A 16,340-nucleotide genomic window follows, 5' to 3' on the forward strand; every position below is an offset into this window, starting at 1 on the left:
ATCACGGTCCTAGTCACCCGGTCCGCCTCCGGCGGACGTGTCTGATGCTTCGCCTCCGGCGGACGTGTCTGATGCTCCACCTCCGGCGGACGTGTCTGATGCTCCGCCTCCGGCGGACGTTGCCGGCTGGCCCAGCCAGTGCTCTGCGAGCACATACACCGGGCGGGTCATCAGATCGAAGACGTCGAGCGTTCCGAGCAGGTCGTCACGGAACCATGGCAGCGTTTCGGTGACCGCGTCGGCAAGCGCACCGTAACGGCCCCGGTAGCTCATCAGCACTGCCCGCATCGCTGGCGCCCGCAGTCGCGGAACGAAGCGGCAGTGCAGCAGCGTCAGCCCGGTTGCCGTGCCGTCCTTGGTCTCAGGAAGGTGGAGCACCGTGCGGCCATCGCTGCCGCGGGCCACGGTGACTTCCCGCTCGTAGGCGGCACGGTGCTTGCTGCCGCGCAGCTGCGGATTGGCCACCGTTCGCGACTCGATGCCCAGCGCGGTGCCGCCGCGGTCGGTCAGCCAGATCGTGACCTCGGGACTGCTGGCCGACGCCACGTCGCCTTCGATGCGGTAGCGCGACCAACCGGTGACCTCCGCCACGGCGAGATCCAGGGCAGCCAGGGTGCGCAGGGTCGCGTACGACAGCCGATCCCGCGGGGCCCCAGCCTCAAGCGCCGCCGCCACCAGCATCGAGTCGAGCAGTGTCTCATCGGCTCGCGAGATGCCCACCGTGACGGTCTTGGCCTGGTGCTTGATGGTGTCGATCGGCCGGGTGAGCTCGTCGATGGCGATGTTCAGGGCATCGGTGAGGTCGTCGATGACGACCGAGGGTCTGCCTACCTTGCCCATGTCGAGTTGGTACATCTCGAGCGGCGCCACCCCTGCTGCGTAGCGCAGCACCGCACCGAGGCGAGCGGCAGTGCCAGCCCGCAGGTGGCCGTCGTAGTTTCCGGCGCGCACACCGTCGCGGAAGCGGTTGGCCACCGGACGCAGTCGCTCCGCCAGCACGCCGAGCAGATCGTCGTCGGGGCCTCGGGGCCCCAGCAGAGTCCCGTCGGTGCGTGGGGCCGCGAGCAGTGATTCGGTGGCTGCGCGCATCTCGTGCAGCGGATCGGCGAGGGCGTCGATGGTCAGTGCCGCCTCGTAGCCGTACAGGTGGCCTGCAGCCGTCGCGAGAACGAAGTCCACTGCGGGGTGCACCGCGGGAACTTCCAGCAGTTCTGCCGCCGCATCGAAGCGGCCGGTTCCAGCGGATGCAATGACGATCGGTGTGGCCCGGTGCGCCCGGTAGATCGCCACCTCCTTGGCAGCGTCGGCAGCGACCGAGCCGCTGAGCCCCGTAGCGCACACCCAGATGAGCGGTTCGCACGAGAGGTCGATGTGTTTCTTGTCCTCGGTGCTGTCCTCGGCAACGGCGTGGTAGCAGACCTCGGAGAGCTTGATACGGATCTCACGCGATGCGATCCGGTTGGCGCCGTTGCCCACCACAGCCCAGTGGCGGTGGGTACCCACGTGGCGACGAGCGATCCGGGCGATCTCATCGTGTGACGCCAAAACCACCTCGAGCGCCGCCGGAAGCTCGCCCAGTGCATCGAGCAGTTCGCTGATGGCACGCGCCGTTTGGGCGTCGTCGGGGCGAACCTCGGCGGCAATGGCGCCAGCGAGCAGCGCGCAGGCCGCAACCTGTGCGTAGAACGCCTTGGTGGACGCCACCGACATCTCGACGTCGCGCCCGTCCGACGTGTAGAGCACGCCGTCGGATCGATCGGTCAGGTCGCTGCCGCGCCGGTTCACGATGGCGATGACCGTTGCTCCCCGCGAACGCGCCAAGTCGACAGTGCGATTCGTATCGGTGGTGGTGCCCGATTGGCTGACTGCCACGACGAGCGTGTCCGACAGGTCCGAGCGCAGGCCGAAACCGCTGAGCTCGGAGGCGAGCGATGCCACGGTTTCGAGGTTTTGTTGGGTGTGCGACGGTTCGAGCAACGTCTCGCAGAAGTGCGGCAGCGACGCCGCGGCCGCGGCCGCAGTTCCTTGGCCGATGGCGACGACCCGGCGGATGGAGCCGTCACGCAGACGGTCTCGCACGTCAGCCGGCACCACGTCGGGACCGAGACGGGAGTGCAGCAACGCGTCAGCTGTCTCAATGCGGCCACGCAATGTGGCTGTCTCAATGCGGCCACGCAATGTGGCTGTCTCAATGCGGCCACGCAATGTGGCCCGGAGCGACCTGGGCGCCTCGCGGATCTCCTTCAGCAGGAAGTGCGGGTTGTCGCCCCGGTTGATGTCGCGGGTGGTCACCTCAGCAGTGACGATGTCGTGGGGTTCGACGGGCAACTCAGTGCCGTCGTAAGAGAAACGTTGCAGGGCAGTGAACTCAGCCGCTGTGGGCTCGCCAGCCGTTGGGGGAGGCGGTGTGCCGACCAGCATGATCTGGCCCCGGCTGCCGACGGGGTTCGCCGGATCGGACGGCGTCTCGCCGTCAAGGCGGACGTACTGGCGGCATTCCTCGACCAGGCCGTACGGCTCGCTGGCAATCACGTACGACTGCCCCGCCTCGCCGACATAGAGCGCCTGGCCGCTTCCCCGCAACGCCAGCGCCACAACATCGGGCACCTGCGAGGTGTGCGCCGCAATCGCCACCGAACCCTCGAAGCTGCTGACGGCATCAGCGAAGGCTTGCCGGAGCTGTTCAGACCCAGTGAAGGCTTGCCGGAGCTGTTCAGAACCAGCACCGCCGCTCCCTGCCGCGAGCGCTTGGCCCAACATCGTGGGAATGACCTTGGCGTCAGTGGTGATCTCGGGCGCAATCGACAGGCGACGCTGCGCGATCAGATCGGCGTAGTTGTCGACATCGCCGTTGAGCACAGCAGCCACGTGGCTGCGGTCGGCCGATCCGGTCCACGCGTCGAGCGGATGGGTATTGGGGACCGAGACGATGCCGATGCTGGCCCAGCGGGTGTGGCTCACTACCACCACCTCGGCGCCGTCAACGCACAAGGCCCAGCGCAAAAGGCTGTCCTGGCGGATCTGCGATCGCAGCGCCGCGGTGTTGTCGCCCAGTTCGCCGATTTCCGAAGCGGTCTTGTAGACGAATGCGAGGCCATCGGGGGTGTTCCGCACCGCGCCGGCGCCGAAGAGCGGATCCGCCAGTCGCACGCTGTGGGGGCCCGCTGTGGTGCCTTCGGCGTCCGGGTCGAGGCGAACACCCCGCACGAACACCTGCAAGCCGGCCGAGTCCCGCCCTCGAACCTCGAGCCGGTCGAGCGCAGACAGCGCCACCTGGATCGACCAGAGTCCGCCGATGGCGGTCGGCGGGGGCGTGCCGCCCCACAGCCCGACAAGCTCCCGGGCCATCCGCGAGCGATCGCGTCGCAACGCGAAGGCGTGGTCCTTCAATTCGCCCAAGGCGGCGTTAACACGTTCGATGCGATCGCTCGCGCCGTCGAGCTCGCCGTCTCGCTCGTCCTGCGCTTCAGACAGCACTTCGCCCGCATCGACAGCGCCGTCGATTCCGGCGATGTGCGCATCCACCGTCGCCAGGGCGGCCTCGATGTCGAGCACACACTTGGCGTCGTCAACCAGCAAGCGGACTCCCGGCAGCGATCGCAGTGCCTCGTCGGCCTCGTGCAGCACGACGGCGGCAGCTTCGAGCTGCTCGGCGAGGTCGCGGCTGTCAGCACCGGCGGCCGAGGCGTCGCCAGTTGTTACCGCAGCAAGCAGATCCGCGGCATCATGCAGCCGCGTTACGACAGCCGATGCTTCCAGCGCATCTCGGTCGTCGCGGCGCCCAATGACGGCCACAATCCCGCACACACCAGCGAGGGTACCGAGCACCCCGACACCGCCCCCGCCCGGTGTCTCTCGGCCGGCGGCGGGGGTTTGGGTTGCGTGATTAGATAGGTGGCAGCAACTCACAGGGGGGTTTCGCCATGGCCATTACCGGCGTCATGCGAGCTGGGTATGTGCAGGTTCGCGTCACTGACATGGACGCCAGCATCGTTCACTACCGAGACCGGGTCGGCTTGTCCGTGGTGCACACCGGCGAGGACGGCCGTGTCTACCTCAAGGCATACGACGAATTCGACCATCACAGCGTCATCCTGCGGCCCGCCGATAAGCCCGGACTGGACTTCATGGGCTTCAAGGTGCGCAATGACGACGACCTGACCGAGCTCACCGACAAGCTCTACAACCACGGCGTGGCAGTCGACCACCTCGAGCCGGGCTCGCAGCCCGCACTGGGTCGCGTCGTCAGCTTCACGATCCCGGCAGGGCACACCATCCACCTCTATTGCGAGATGGCGATCGCGGAGCGGACGCCGCCGACGCACAACCCGGACGTGTGGGACTCCGAGCCCCGGGGCATGCGGGCCACCCGCATGGACCACTGCCTGCTGTACGGGCCCAACATCGCCGAAACCGTCGACCTGTTCACCGAGGTACTCGGCTTCGAGCTGGCCGAAGTGGTGATCGCACCTGACGGCTCCTACATAGCGCCGTTCCTCACGTGTGCCAGCAAAGCCCACGACGTGGCATTCGTTCACCACGACGACCCGGGGATCTTCCACCACGTGTCGTTCTATTTGGAGAGCTGGAACGACGTCGCCCACGCCGGCGACGTCATGAGCCGGTACGACATCGGTGTAGACATCGGCCCGACCCGCCACGGCATCACCCGGGGCCAGACGATCTACTTCTGGGATCCGTCGGGCAACCGCAACGAGGTGTTCTCGGGCGGCTACATCTACTTCCCGGACAACCCGCGCCGAACCTGGGATGCCGAACAGCTTGGCAAGGGCGTGTTCTACGTGGACCGCCGGCTCAACGAGGCGTTCCTGAACGTTTACACCTGATCAAGCGCGGCGGGACGTCGCCTCTAGGGCGTTCTCAGAAGCTCGTCGCCCGCACCAGCTGGACGAGGCGGTCCGCAAGCTCAGCCGCCTCGCTCTCGGTCGGCGCTTCGACCATGACACGAATAGCCGGCTCGGTGCCGCTCGGACGCACCAGCACCCGCACCTCGGGTCCGGCTTGCGCAGCAATCTCGTCGACCGCGCGGCGGGTCTCGTCGGACAATGACCCTGCGCTGGCTGGCACATTGCGCAGCACCTGCGGAGCGCTTTGCATCGCCGCGCCTGCAAGATCACTGCTCGTGCGGACCGGTGAGCCAGCCATACCGCGGCGTATGACGAGGTCGGCCAGATGGACGGCGCTGCGCAGCCCGTCACCGGTCGTGGCCTCGTGACGAAAGACCACGTGACCTGACTGCTCGCCCCCAAGGCTGTAGCCACCGGTGTCCAGCGCTTCAAGCACAGCACGGTCCCCTACCGCGGTCTCGATCACCTCGATGCCTGCGGAGGCCATGGCCCGGCGCAGCCCCAGGTTGGACATCACGGTGACGACGAGCGTGTTGCCCTTGAGCAGGCCGCGCTCGGCCATATCCAACGCGAACAGCGCCATCTGGCGATCGCCGTCAATGAGGCGTCCATCGCTGCCCACGGCGATCAGCCGGTCGCCGTCGCCGTCGAATGCCAACCCGAGATCCGCTCCCTGCTCGGTCACCGACACCTGCAGCGCAGCCGGATTCACCGAGCCGCAGCCGTCGTTGATGTTGCGACCGCTGGGCTCACAGAACAGCGCCGTGACCTGTGCCCCCAACCGTCTCAGGACCGCCGGCGCGAGCGAGGCGCTGGCCCCGTTGGCGCCGTCCACGACGAGGCGGAGGCCGCTGAGCGTGCGCCCATCGATGGCCTCGCGCAGCGACATCTCGTACGCGTCGAACACTCGGGCCGTCTCGCCGGTCGGAGCAACTCCGACCGCTGCGCTGGCGAGGCTGCTCCGCCGGGCAACATTCGCAGCTGATGGGCGGTCGCCGTGGGTGAGTCCCACGCGGTCGAGGTGGTGCGTCACGGCTGACTGAGCGTCATCATCGAGCTTTGTGCCGCCCTGCGCGAACAGCTTCACGCCGTTGTCAGTCCATGGATTGTGCGACGCGGAGACCATCGCTCCCGCTGAGCCCTCGAGCCCCGCGCCAAACGCCACGACCGGCGTGGGCACGACGCCGAGATCGACGACCTCGGCACCCGTTGCACGGAGGCCCGCCATGAGCGCACCCGCCAGCGCGGGACCCGATTCGCGCGTATCGCGGCCTACGACCCAGCGAGCGTCCGCGGCACCGGCTCCGAGCGCCTGGTTGGCCGCACGCCCGATGGCGTGCGCGACCACCTCGTCAAGTTCTTGGAACGCCAGCCCTCGAACGCCGTCGGTTCCGAAGGTGGGTATCACGCCAGGCTCAGCGCTTGGAGTGCTATCGCTTGGAATATTGGGGCGCCTTGCGGGCCTTCTTGAGGCCGTATTTCTTGGATTCCTTCTTGCGGTCGTCGCGGTGGAGCATCCCGGCGGACTTGAGCGTCGGCCGCATCTCGGGGTCCATCACCAGCAACGAGCGGGCAATACCCAGCCGTAGCGCACCCGCCTGGCCGGCCACACCGCCGCCGTCGACGGTGGCGTCGACGTCGTAACTCTCGGTGGTCTCGGTGAGCCGCAGCGGCTCAGTGATGTTCATGCGGTGCACCGACGACGTGAAGTACTCGTCGAACGGGCGGCCGTTCACGCGAATGTTGCCGCCGCCGGGTTGAAACCTCACCCGCGCGACGGCGCGCTTGCGGCGGCCGGTGGTCTGCGTCAGCTGTACGGGCACGAACTCTCCGTGTTTGGTTTGGGGCCTCAGCGCGCCGAGGCGCCAGGCAATTGCAGCAGTTGGGGCTGCTGGGCGGCGTGGGGATGGTCCGGGCCGGCGTACACCTTCAGCTTGCGCAGCTGGGCCCGGCCGAGACGGGTGTGCGGCAGCATGCCCCGAATGGAGCGCCGGACGGCGTCGGCGGGGCGGCGGGCCAGCAGGTCGCCGTATTTCTCGCTGCGCAGACCGCCGGGGTATCCCGAATGGCGGTGCACGAGCTTCTGCGTCGCCTTGTCGCCGGTCAGCACGACCTTGTCGGCGTTCACCACCACGACGTGATCACCGCAGTCGATGTAGGGGGCGAAGGTTGGCTTGTGCTTGCCGCGCAGGATTCTGGCCACCTCGGTGGCCATGCGGCCGAGCACCATGCCTTCGGCATCGACAACGAACCAAGCGTGCTCGATCTCAGATGCTTTGGGGGCGTAGGTGCGCACGCTGGAACTCCGCTTGGGGTCGCCGATGAGACCTCAAGAGGCTACCGGCGCTCAGCCAGTTGCCGTCACTGGTCCAGATGCCCTCACCGGCACAGTGTCGCGGCCGGCCCGCAGCAAGGTTCCGGGACGGGCATCAGTGAACTCGCCGCCGCTGACTGCAACCTCGCCGTTCACCAGCACCGTGTCGATGCCGTCGGCCTCGCCGTAGAGCCGCCACGCACCACCGGGCAGGTCCTCGCGCACCTCGATTGGGCGCGGCGCAACCGCGTCGGGATCGAAGACCACCACATCGGCGTGCCAGCCTTCGGCCAACCGTCCCCGACCTGCAAGTCCGTACAGCCGAGCCGGGATATCGGTCAGCTTGTGGATGGCATCCTCGAGCTCGAGCATCTCGCGGTCACGTGCAGCAGCCAGCAAATACGTCGAATAGTTGAACGTCGCCAGGAAGTCGAGGTGGGCACCCGCATCGGATGCCCCGATCACGCAGCGGTCGTCGTTCCACAGCTCTTGACGCAGTGCCCAGCTGTCGTCGTCGTCCCCAGCGGCTCGCGGGTAGAGACCGGTCTTGAGATCGTCGGCCACGACCAGATCGCAGAGCGCATCCCATGGCGTGATGCCCTGCTGGTCGGCAATCTCGCCGATCGTGCGGCCCTCGAAGTGCGTCAGATCGGGCTTGGTGACTTCCCCGACTGTCAGGCGCTCCCAGCGAGCCACGCCCCGGAACGCGCTCGGCTGCTGGGCCAGATCGTTCAACTCGGCCCGGCGCACCGGGTCAGACAGCAGCCGCATCTTCTCATCAGGCGGCAGTGCCATCGGCTCGGCCCAGCCGTGCAGCGTGTCGAGCAGAAAACCGCTCTCGAAGCACAGTCGGCTGACGGCGGGCATCGGCGCCGTGAGTGCCAGCACCCGTCCACCTTGGCGGGCTGCGAAATTGCTGGCTTCGAGCTTCTGGGCGATGGCGTCTCGATGCCGGCCGTTGGCGAAGATCACGTTCCAGTTGAGCGGCCGGTCCGCAGCCACCGACATGTCGGTGAGCAGCTGGTACACGTCGGTATCGAAGCGTTCGATGGTCGGGATGAACTCGAGCGCGACTGCAGGGCTCGAGCGCAGCACCGAGCACAACTCGATGAGCTCGGTGGTCGAGGCGTGGCGCGACGGCACTGCCTCGCCCGACGCGTCGTTGTGGGTCTTGGCCCACGACGAGCTGAAGCCCAGCCCGCCGGCGGCGATGCTGTCGGCCAGCATCTTCTTCATGGCGTCGAGTTCTTCAGGCGTGGCTTCGTGCCCTACGGAGCGCTCGCCCATCACCACCCTGCGCAGCGCGCAGTGGCCAACCAGGAACCCGGCGTTCGGCATGAGCGTCCCGTCGATGGAGTCGAGGTACTCGCCGAAGCTGCGCCAGTCCCACGGGACGCCTTCGGACAGAGATGCGAGCGGCATGCCCTCCACCCGGGCGAGCATCCGCATCAGGTAGTCGCCGTGGTCGGGCTCCAGCGGGGCGATGGTGAAGCCGCAGTTGCCGCCGATCACCGTAGTGACGCCGTGCAGTGGCGACGGGGACAGCGTCGTGTCCCAGAACACTTGTGCATCGAAGTGCGTGTGGATGTCGACGAAGCCGGGTGCGGCGACCATGCCGTCGGCGTCGATGGTTCGCGCAGCAGTGCCCGCCGCGTGCACCGCATCGTCGCCGATGGCCACGATGCGGCCGTCTCGAATGCCGATGTCGCCGTGGCTGCGTGCCGCCCCGGTGCCGTCGATGATCGTGCCGCCCGCAATCCTGATATCGAGCATCTGCCCCGTCCCCCTCACAGATGGCCCCTGCGAGCCGGTCCCGCGAAGCTGAAGGCGAAGTTACCGTGCCAACGGTGAACGAACATGAGTCCGAGCACCGCACGGTGCGGCTGGATCTCTCTTACCGCGGCACCGGCTTTCGTGGCTTCGCCGCCAATGAAGGCGTGCGCACGGTTGCAGGCGATCTCAACGCAGCGCTTGAGCGGGTCCTCGGCGAGGCGCCTCCGGTGACCGCGGCAGGTCGCACCGACGCGGGAGTCCACGCGACAGGTCAGGTGGTGTCGTTCAAGATCGGGAACGAGGGGCTGCGCCGCATCGGCGATAGCCAGCCTGGTGATCGTCTGGATCGCCTCGCGGCTTCGCTGAATCGCCTGCTGAATCCCGACATTGCCGTAACGGGTGCAGCGTTGGCCACAGACAGCTTTGACGCGCGTCACTCGGCCAGCGCTCGGGCCTACGAGTACCGCATCCGCAACGAAGCACACCTCGACCCGCGCTCCGCCGACCTCGAATGGCATGTGCACCAGCGCCTCGACGTGGATCGCATGAACGCTGCGGCCCGCCACCTCGTCGGCGAGCACGACTTCACGTCGTTCTGCCGCCGGCCGAAGGATCGTCCCGACGCGTCGCTGGTGCGGACCGTGATGCAGGCGCATTGGTCAGCTGAGAGCGCGCAGTTGCTGTTCGAGATTGAAGCGAATGCCTTCTGCCACCAGATGGTGCGAGCCATTGTGGGGCAGTGCGTTGCGGTTGGCCGCGGCGATCGCTCGGCCGACGATGTACCCGCCGTGCTGGCTGCGCGCCGCCGGGACGCGGCCGCGCCGATCGCCCCGCCCCACGGGCTGACCCTCGTGGCGGTGCGTTACCGCGACGAGGAGTTCTAGGCGAGGCTGGTCGCCCGGCTCACTCGGAGGTGCGGAAGACCTCGATGCGGTTGTCGAGGTTGAACAGCAGAGCGGCGTACTGCTGCACGTCGTCCGCCGTCACCTCGTTGAGCGCCTGCCGTCGCTGAGCCGGCGTGCCCACGTCTGCGTCGTCGAGATGGTGACGTCGCAGGAGGGGGTTGATGATCAGCGAGTTGGATTCCAGCACGTAGTTGTCACGGACCACGGCGATTGCCTGGGCGAGATCGCGCTCTGTCGGACCGTCGGCGATCAACTCGCTGAGGATCTCGATGACTTCAGCGTGACCGGCCTCGTGGCCCTCCGAGGCACCGGTGGAGGAAATCTGTGCCTCCCAGGTTCCCACCGCGTCGTTCGGCGACACTGACGCTCCGACGGCGTAGGCATCGCCGAGCTCCTCGCGCACCCGCACGGTGAGCAAGTCATTGATGACCGCAGCAGTCACATCGGCAATGACCAAGCTCTCGGTGCTGATCGGTGCCGCAGCGCCGAACATGACGTCGAAGCCTGCCGCGCCGGCATCGGCGTCGACCGCGATCGTGATGCGCTTAACGCCAGAGGGGAAGCCCGGACGGTGGTTCACGAACGTGTCGGAGGCACCGGACGGCAGTGTGCCGATGTAGCGAGCAGCCAAGTCGGCCACGGTGGCACGGTCGATGTCGCCCACGACTGCCACCACCAAGTCGTCCACGTCGCTCAGCCGCGTTTCGTACAAGCCGAGCAGTGACGACGTCGTCGTGGCGTCGATCTGGGCTTGCGTGGCAATGAACTGGTACCACGGGCTGCCCTGATAGAGCGCATCAAGCAGCGCCAACTGCGAAATCCACCGCGGGAAGGTTTCCGCATTCGCGAGCCGCGTCGTCATGGCCTGGACCTGCTCGTTGACCGCCACGTCGGTGATGCGGGGCTGCGTGATGTACAGGTGCATCAGCGTGAACAAGGCCTCGAGGTCATCAGAACCCGTCGCGCCGGAGAAGCCCTCGGAGAACTCGGCGATGAAGGGGCTGACCCGGGCTGTCGTGGTGGCGAGGTACTCGTCCAGCTGAGTCGCGGAGGCATCCCCCACGCCGCTGGAGGCAACTGCCCCTACCGCATGGCGCGCCAGCGCAGAGTCGCCCTGCGACAACGTCGACCAGCCGCCCAAGCCCTCAGTAACGACGTTCACCTCGCCCGCAGCGATGTCCGATGGCGCGAACACGACCCGGGCGCCGTTGGGGAACTCCCATTCGTACGCGTCCTCGAACAGATCCAGCGCTGCTTGCCGCGAGGGAGCGACCGGATCCGGCGCCTCCATCAGAACGTCAACCGCCTCTTCGGCCTCCGGCGGCGCCAGCGGCACCACGGCTTCGACCGCCCCAAGGAGCTCTTCCGCGGTCGGCACCTGGGATGGATCGGGTCCGATCGACACGACGAGCGGTGGCGCCTTGTCCAGCACCCAGCGCAGATGCGCAGTCAGCTCGGTGACCGAGTAGGTACCCAGGAGAGCCTCGAGGCGGTTGACCCGGTCCGCGGTCGACGAGATGTCTGCTCCCGAGAGGAAGTGGTCGACGTAGCTGAACGCGTACTCGCCGTCCTGGCGGGTCTCCTCGCTCTCGAGCTGGAACTCGAGCGATGTGCGGAAGGCGCTGACGGCCTGGTCAAGCTCATCGGGCCTAAAGCCGAAGTGAGCCGCCCCTTCAACGACCGCGAGATAGTCGGTCGTCGCCTGCACCAGATCTGATCCCTGGTAGTTCGTGCCGTACAGGCGCAGTCCGCGCGCAGCGGGGAACGCGCTGATGTGCGGCTCGGTGGCCTGCGCCATGAGCCCTGCTCGATGCGCGGCATCCAACCGAATATCAAGCATGCGGGCGATGAGTTCCTCCATCAACGTCAACCGCTCACCCCCGACGGTGCCAGCAGGCCATGCCGGCAGCTGCCAATCCAGCGATATGTAGATGGGTCCATGGTCAGGGTGGGTGACGACGCCGGTAACCGGCTCGGTCACGAATTCCACTGTGAACGCGTCCCGGTCCGGCTGAGCCGGCGCAGCATCGGTGCGCGCGGCCCAGTCCCCGAAGTGCTCGACAACCAGCTGCTCCATCTGCGTGACCGGCAGGTCGCCCACTACGACGACGGCCATGTTGTCGGGCCGGTACCAGGTTTCGTAGAACTCACGGAGCTGTGCGGCGGTAACCGACGAGATGGACTCCTCGCTGCCCCCGATCAGCATGCCCTCGTAGACGGTGCCCTTGTAGTAGATCGCATCGAGGAAGTTCGAGATCCGGCCCGACGCCGACTCGTCTCGCAGCCGGTACTCATCGAGGATGATGCCCCGCTCTTCCTCGACGTCATCGGGAAGAATCGTGGCAGCCGACGCCCACTCCGACAGCACCGTGAACGCGAGGCCGAGCGCCTCGGGATCGTCAAGCTGGAAGTCCAGGATGTAGACGGTCTCGTCTGGACTGGTGAAGGCGTTCAGGTCGGCGCCGAAGTCGGTGCCGAAGTCGCGCAGCACTTGATCGAGCTCGTTCTCGGAAAAGCGCTCCGTGCCGTTGAACAGCATGTGCTCCAAGAAGTGCGCGGCGCCCTCAGCCCCATCGGGATCCTGCACCCCGCCTGCGTTCACGACTAAGTGCATGACGACGGCCTCGCCGGGCGAGTCGTTCGACCGCAGGTAGTAGGTGAGGCCGTTCGAGAGCTCGCCGATCAGCACGTTCGAGTCGACCGGCAGCAGCGTCGGGTCCGGATCGGCAGGCTCGTAGTCGTTGAACTCGCCCAGGTCGACCGGATCGCCAATGGGCTCCCGCTCGGGCTCGGCTTCTTCGCCGGGCTCGGCCTCTTCTTCGGCTTCAGTTGAAGGCTCCTCTGCGTCTTCCACTTCAGCAGGGGCCTCCGGCTCGGGAGCCTCCTCGTGGACTTCGGACATTTCGTCGTCGGCCTCGTCGGGGACTGCGTCGGGAGGGTCAGCTGCGCAGGCTGCCGCCAGCAACACGGAGACAAACAGGGCTGCGAACAGCTTGCGCCAGGAGGTGGTGTTCATCGGCAGAGTCGCCTTTCGGACGAGTAGAACGATGCCGCGTGCGCGGCGAAGGAGCTGCAGCACAGCAGGCGAGCGGCACAGGACGGTATCGGCGATTCTCGCTTGCTGCTCTTCGGCGCACTGGCGTCCACGTGAGCGATCGTCACAGCTGCTCAAGCCGCTCGAGCAAGGCCTCGGGTGAGCCCTTATGACCAGCGATGTCTGCGGTGGTGAGGGTTTCGCTCCAGCCCTCGCCGTCGTGGGCAACGATGCTCGGAAGCGCTGAGGTGGCCGCGAGCTGCTCGGCGGTGGCATCGTCGCGGTGGACGAGCTCCAGGTCGACCGGCGAGGCCGCACAGGCCTGCTTCCACTGGCGTGAACCCATCGGATTCCAGCCGTGGGTGATGTCGCACAGGGCGCAGCTGCTGCGGCCCATGAGCTTGCCGACTGCGTAACGGAACTCACCGGCCAGCGTTCCGTCTGCGTCATAGATGCCGACCAAGCGCACGCCGCACCATACCGGCGCGTTGGCCAGCGTCTTGATCACTCTCCCGGGGGAAGTTGCCGTGCCCGCTGGCATACTCGCCCGGGCCGGTGACCACGTGACTCTCACATGACGATTCAGCTTCCAGACCTTCCCTACGCGCCCGATGCGCTGGCACCGCACATCAGCGAGCGCACCATCAGCTTCCACTACGGCAAGCACCATGCCGCCTATGTGAAGGCGGTGAACGCTGGGGTTGCGGGCACACCCGACGAGGGCCGGCCGCTCCCCGAACTGGTGCGTTCGCTGCCGGCGGGCAGCCTGTTCAACGCTGCAGCTCAGGCGTGGAATCACGACTTCTATTGGCGGTCGATGTCTCCGGGCGCTGGCGGCGAGCCTGATAGCGACCTGGCGGCGGCGCTGGCAGCGAGCTTCGGAAGCGTGGACGCCTTCCGGGACGAATTCGCCGTCGGGGCGGTCGGGAACTTCGCTTCGGGCTGGGGCTGGCTCGTGTTCGACGGTACGAGTGCGGGGTCGAGTGCCCTGCGCATCGTCCAGTCCGACGACGCGCAGACGCCTTTGACGGACGGGCTGACACCGCTGCTGGTCATCGATGTGTGGGAGCACGCCTACTACCTCGACTACCAGAACGCGCGAGCTGCCTATGTGAACGCCTTTGTTGAGCACCTGGTCTGCTGGGAGTTCGCTTCGGCCAACTACGCCGCAGCCCTGCGCATCCACGCCTAGCCCAACCGCTCGTTTCTGCCGTTGGAGGAGATGAGCGCCGGTTGTCGAAGTTGAACTGACACCGACATCGCCTCTGGCTCGTGTCCTACAGCGGCGGCGCAGGTCGTTAGGCTGAATTCCTAAGTCAGATTGGCGATGCCCGATGTCTGTAGAAGCCGATGTCCGGTCGCTTGCCGACCTTGAGCCGACCGTAGAGCAACTGCTTGAGCGCCACCTTCGGCAGACCAAGGAGTGGCATCCCCACGCGTTAGTGCCGTGGAGCCGCGGCAAGGATTTTGGGCCTGACTACGAATGGTCGCCCGAAGAGGCAAATCTCACCCAAGAGGCTCGCAGCGCCCTGTTCGTGAACGTGCTCACCGAGGAGAACCTGCCCTACTACTTCCGCGACAGCGAGCGGTTGTTCGGCCGAGACGGCGCTTGGGGCGAGTGGGTGCGCCGCTGGACCGCGGAAGAGGGGCGGCATGGCCGGGTGATCTACGACTACCTGTCCGTCACCCGCGCCTTGGATCCGGTGGCATTGGAGCGGGCCCGCATGGCGATGGTGCAGTGCGGGCAGGTGCCCGAACCCCCCGGCATCCTGGAGGGCCTCGCTTACGTGACACTGCAGGAATTGGCGACCCGTATTGCGCATTTCAACACAGGGCGCCACATCGACGACCCAGCGGGCAAGGCCATCATGCGCCGGGTCGCCTTCGATGAGAATCTGCACTTCCTGTTCTATCGGGATGTGATGAGCGCCGCCGTCGAGATGGATCCCTCCAGCGCGGTGGTCGCCATCGCCAACCAAGTGAAGGGCTTTGCCATGCCCGGGCTGGGAATCACCGATTTCGACAACCACGCGCGCATCATCGCCGAGGCCGGGATCTACGACCTGTCGATTCATCACGACCAGATCCTTCAGCCCGTGGTATTGCGGGACTGGAATCTGCCGGGGTTGACGGAGCTGTCCAGCATTGCCGAGGCGGCCCGCGACCGGCTCATGAAGCTGATCGATCGGATCGGCCGCGTGAGCCAGCGTCTTGCTGAGCGTTACTCCGAAGCGCGGAGATCGCTGAGCCGAGACGCAGCGCTGTCGCAATAGCTCTCGGCGCACCTGGCGCTCGGCGTTAGGCGGCCGCTGCGTTCCGCCAGGGTGCCGACACAACAAAGGCGCGGCTGGCTTGAAGTCTGGAACAGGACGCCCTGAATTCGCGCTTGCTTGTTTTCGCTTGCTCTGTTAGTTTGTATTACAAACTAGTTTGCGTTACAGAGGAGGAGAGCCCGATGACGTCAGACAACGACGACACGGCCGTGCTGAGCACCGAGGAGGGGTGGCAGACCATTCAGGCCACCATCCACAACGCCCGCGGGGCCATGTACACCGCGGGGAGCACGGCAATCCTGCTGATGTGGGCCGGGATCATCTCGGCTGCGTACCTCGCCCAGTACGCCATCTCGACGTTCGCCACTGACTTTGCCGAGCAATATCCATGGTTCCCGGGGCCGCTGTGGGCAGGCCTCACGCTCCCCGGCGTGATTGGGAGCATGACCATCGGCTACCGCGCCGGCCGAGCTCTGTCGACGGGCGCCGCCATGCAGAGCGTTGGAATCCGGGTGTTTCTCTACTGGATGGCCGTCGTGACGGCGGCTGGACTCTTGCCAGGAGCGGCAGGACTGTGGAACGAGACCCGTGCCGAGAACATCCCGTACGTCCTGGTGGGTGTTATCGCGCTGGGATACGTGCTCTTCGGCATCTTGCACAGGCCCGTGATTGCAGTGTTCGGCTTGGGCTATGCCGTGTCGTTCTACCTTCCGCACTACATCTTCGATGACATCGCTCCGGCAATCTCCGGAATTGCGATGTTTACGTTGCTCGCTGCCACGTTCGTCTGGGTGCACAGGACCGGCGAATGGTAGACACCGGCGAGGTGCCCGACAGCGGTGCAATCGTCCTCAACGAGACGATTCATCAGCCGACCCGGCTGCGCATCATGTCGTTGCTTGTCTCAGTGGACGCGACTGACCCGCTCGCGTATGGATTCCTGCAGAACCACCTGGACTTGACCCCGGGCAACCTCACGACCCACTTGCGAAAACTGCAAGACGCTCAGTACGTGGCGATCACCAAGGAGTTTCACGGTGTCAAGCCGCGCACGTGGGTCCAGGCGACAGCGGTGGGGCGCCATGCGTTCGCCGAGTACTTGTTGAACCTCGAACGGGCGCTCGGCGTCGGTGGGCGGCCCTGAACGGGCTCACCGTGCGGCCTCCCGGCAGG

At 66.5% G+C, this 16,340-nt stretch carries 13 protein-coding genes; 6 read left to right on the forward strand and 7 right to left on the reverse strand.

What is annotated here, in order from left to right; genetic code table 11:
• Positions 1–9: 9 nt before the first annotated feature.
• Entirely contained in the window at positions 10–3,807 is a 3,798-nt protein-coding gene (locus ACOCMM_RS19090; protein ID WP_419554710.1) for an SIS domain-containing protein, read from the reverse strand.
• 116 nt (positions 3,808–3,923) lie between these two features.
• Here ACOCMM_RS19090 and ACOCMM_RS19095 point away from each other — a divergent pair, with 116 nt between their 5' ends.
• The gene (locus ACOCMM_RS19095) at positions 3,924–4,847 is read left to right on the forward strand and encodes a catechol 2,3-dioxygenase (RefSeq protein WP_419554711.1); all 924 of its coding nucleotides are present in this window, start codon (positions 3,924–3,926) and stop codon (positions 4,845–4,847) included.
• Between the two features lie 34 nt (positions 4,848–4,881).
• Here ACOCMM_RS19095 and ACOCMM_RS19100 read toward each other — a convergent pair whose 3' ends face one another.
• The 4 genes from ACOCMM_RS19100 to ACOCMM_RS19115 are packed head-to-tail and all read right to left on the reverse strand — an operon-like array spanning position 4,882 to position 8,973.
• Positions 4,882–6,276 carry a phosphoglucosamine mutase gene (locus tag ACOCMM_RS19100; protein ID WP_419554712.1) on the reverse strand — a complete coding sequence of 465 codons (1,395 nt, stop codon included), beginning with the start codon at positions 6,274–6,276 and terminating at the stop codon, positions 4,882–4,884.
• A 22-nt stretch (positions 6,277–6,298) separates the two neighbouring features.
• Positions 6,299–6,691, reverse strand: coding sequence for a 30S ribosomal protein S9 (rpsI, locus tag ACOCMM_RS19105; protein ID WP_419554713.1), 393 nt, complete (start codon positions 6,689–6,691; stop codon positions 6,299–6,301).
• Between the two features lie 26 nt (positions 6,692–6,717).
• Positions 6,718–7,164, reverse strand: coding sequence for a 50S ribosomal protein L13 (gene rplM, locus ACOCMM_RS19110; protein WP_419554714.1), 447 nt, complete (start codon positions 7,162–7,164; stop codon positions 6,718–6,720).
• Between the two features lie 51 nt (positions 7,165–7,215).
• On the reverse strand, positions 7,216–8,973 hold the full coding sequence (locus ACOCMM_RS19115; RefSeq protein ID WP_419554715.1) for an N-acyl-D-amino-acid deacylase family protein: 1,758 nt from the start codon (positions 8,971–8,973) through the stop codon (positions 7,216–7,218).
• Between the two features lie 56 nt (positions 8,974–9,029).
• Between ACOCMM_RS19115 and truA the strand changes: the two genes are divergently transcribed.
• On the forward strand, positions 9,030–9,839 hold the full coding sequence (gene truA / locus ACOCMM_RS19120; RefSeq protein ID WP_419554716.1) for a tRNA pseudouridine(38-40) synthase TruA: 810 nt from the start codon (positions 9,030–9,032) through the stop codon (positions 9,837–9,839).
• 19 nt (positions 9,840–9,858) lie between these two features.
• On the opposite strand, the gene ACOCMM_RS19125 is transcribed toward truA, so the two are convergent.
• Both ACOCMM_RS19125 and ACOCMM_RS19130 read right to left on the reverse strand, forming a co-directional pair.
• Complete coding sequence (locus tag ACOCMM_RS19125) at positions 9,859–12,876, reverse strand: M16 family metallopeptidase (RefSeq protein ID WP_419554717.1); 3,018 nt, start codon at positions 12,874–12,876, stop codon at positions 9,859–9,861.
• A 142-nt stretch (positions 12,877–13,018) separates the two neighbouring features.
• Entirely contained in the window at positions 13,019–13,402 is a 384-nt protein-coding gene (locus ACOCMM_RS19130; RefSeq protein ID WP_419554718.1) for a hypothetical protein, read from the reverse strand.
• 66 nt (positions 13,403–13,468) lie between these two features.
• Here ACOCMM_RS19130 and ACOCMM_RS19135 point away from each other — a divergent pair, with 66 nt between their 5' ends.
• From ACOCMM_RS19135 to ACOCMM_RS19150, 4 genes are all read left to right on the forward strand, one after another.
• Complete coding sequence (locus tag ACOCMM_RS19135) at positions 13,469–14,086, forward strand: superoxide dismutase (RefSeq protein WP_419554719.1); 618 nt, start codon at positions 13,469–13,471, stop codon at positions 14,084–14,086.
• A 142-nt stretch (positions 14,087–14,228) separates the two neighbouring features.
• Positions 14,229–15,167 carry an acyl-ACP desaturase gene (locus ACOCMM_RS19140; RefSeq protein ID WP_419554720.1) on the forward strand — a complete coding sequence of 313 codons (939 nt, stop codon included), beginning with the start codon at positions 14,229–14,231 and terminating at the stop codon, positions 15,165–15,167.
• A gap of 182 nt (positions 15,168–15,349) precedes the next feature.
• Complete coding sequence (locus tag ACOCMM_RS19145; protein WP_419554721.1) at positions 15,350–15,982, forward strand: hypothetical protein; 633 nt, start codon at positions 15,350–15,352, stop codon at positions 15,980–15,982.
• Entirely contained in the window at positions 15,976–16,311 is a 336-nt protein-coding gene (locus ACOCMM_RS19150; protein ID WP_419554722.1) for a transcriptional regulator, read from the forward strand. The genes ACOCMM_RS19145 and ACOCMM_RS19150 overlap by 7 nt, the downstream gene beginning before the upstream one ends.
• Positions 16,312–16,340 lie beyond the last annotated feature (29 nt).

The organism is Candidatus Poriferisodalis sp. (assembly GCF_965198245.1).
GTDB lineage: Bacteria > Actinomycetota > Acidimicrobiia > Acidimicrobiales > Poriferisodalaceae > Poriferisodalis.

What these genes read in the sequence shown, in the direction of transcription:
- ACOCMM_RS19145 (WP_419554721.1), top strand. Translation starts at nt 15,350, where the DNA reads ATGACGTCAGACAACGACGACACGGCCGTGCTGAGCACCGAGGAGGGG.
- ACOCMM_RS19125 (WP_419554717.1), bottom strand. Translation starts at nt 12,876, where the DNA reads ATGAACACCACCTCCTGGCGCAAGCTGTTCGCAGCCCTGTTTGTCTCC.
- ACOCMM_RS19140 (WP_419554720.1), top strand. Translation starts at nt 14,229, where the DNA reads ATGTCTGTAGAAGCCGATGTCCGGTCGCTTGCCGACCTTGAGCCGACC.
- ACOCMM_RS19150 (WP_419554722.1), top strand. Translation starts at nt 15,976, where the DNA reads ATGGTAGACACCGGCGAGGTGCCCGACAGCGGTGCAATCGTCCTCAAC.
- ACOCMM_RS19135 (WP_419554719.1), top strand. Translation starts at nt 13,469, where the DNA reads ATGACGATTCAGCTTCCAGACCTTCCCTACGCGCCCGATGCGCTGGCA.
- ACOCMM_RS19095 (WP_419554711.1), top strand. Translation starts at nt 3,924, where the DNA reads ATGGCCATTACCGGCGTCATGCGAGCTGGGTATGTGCAGGTTCGCGTC.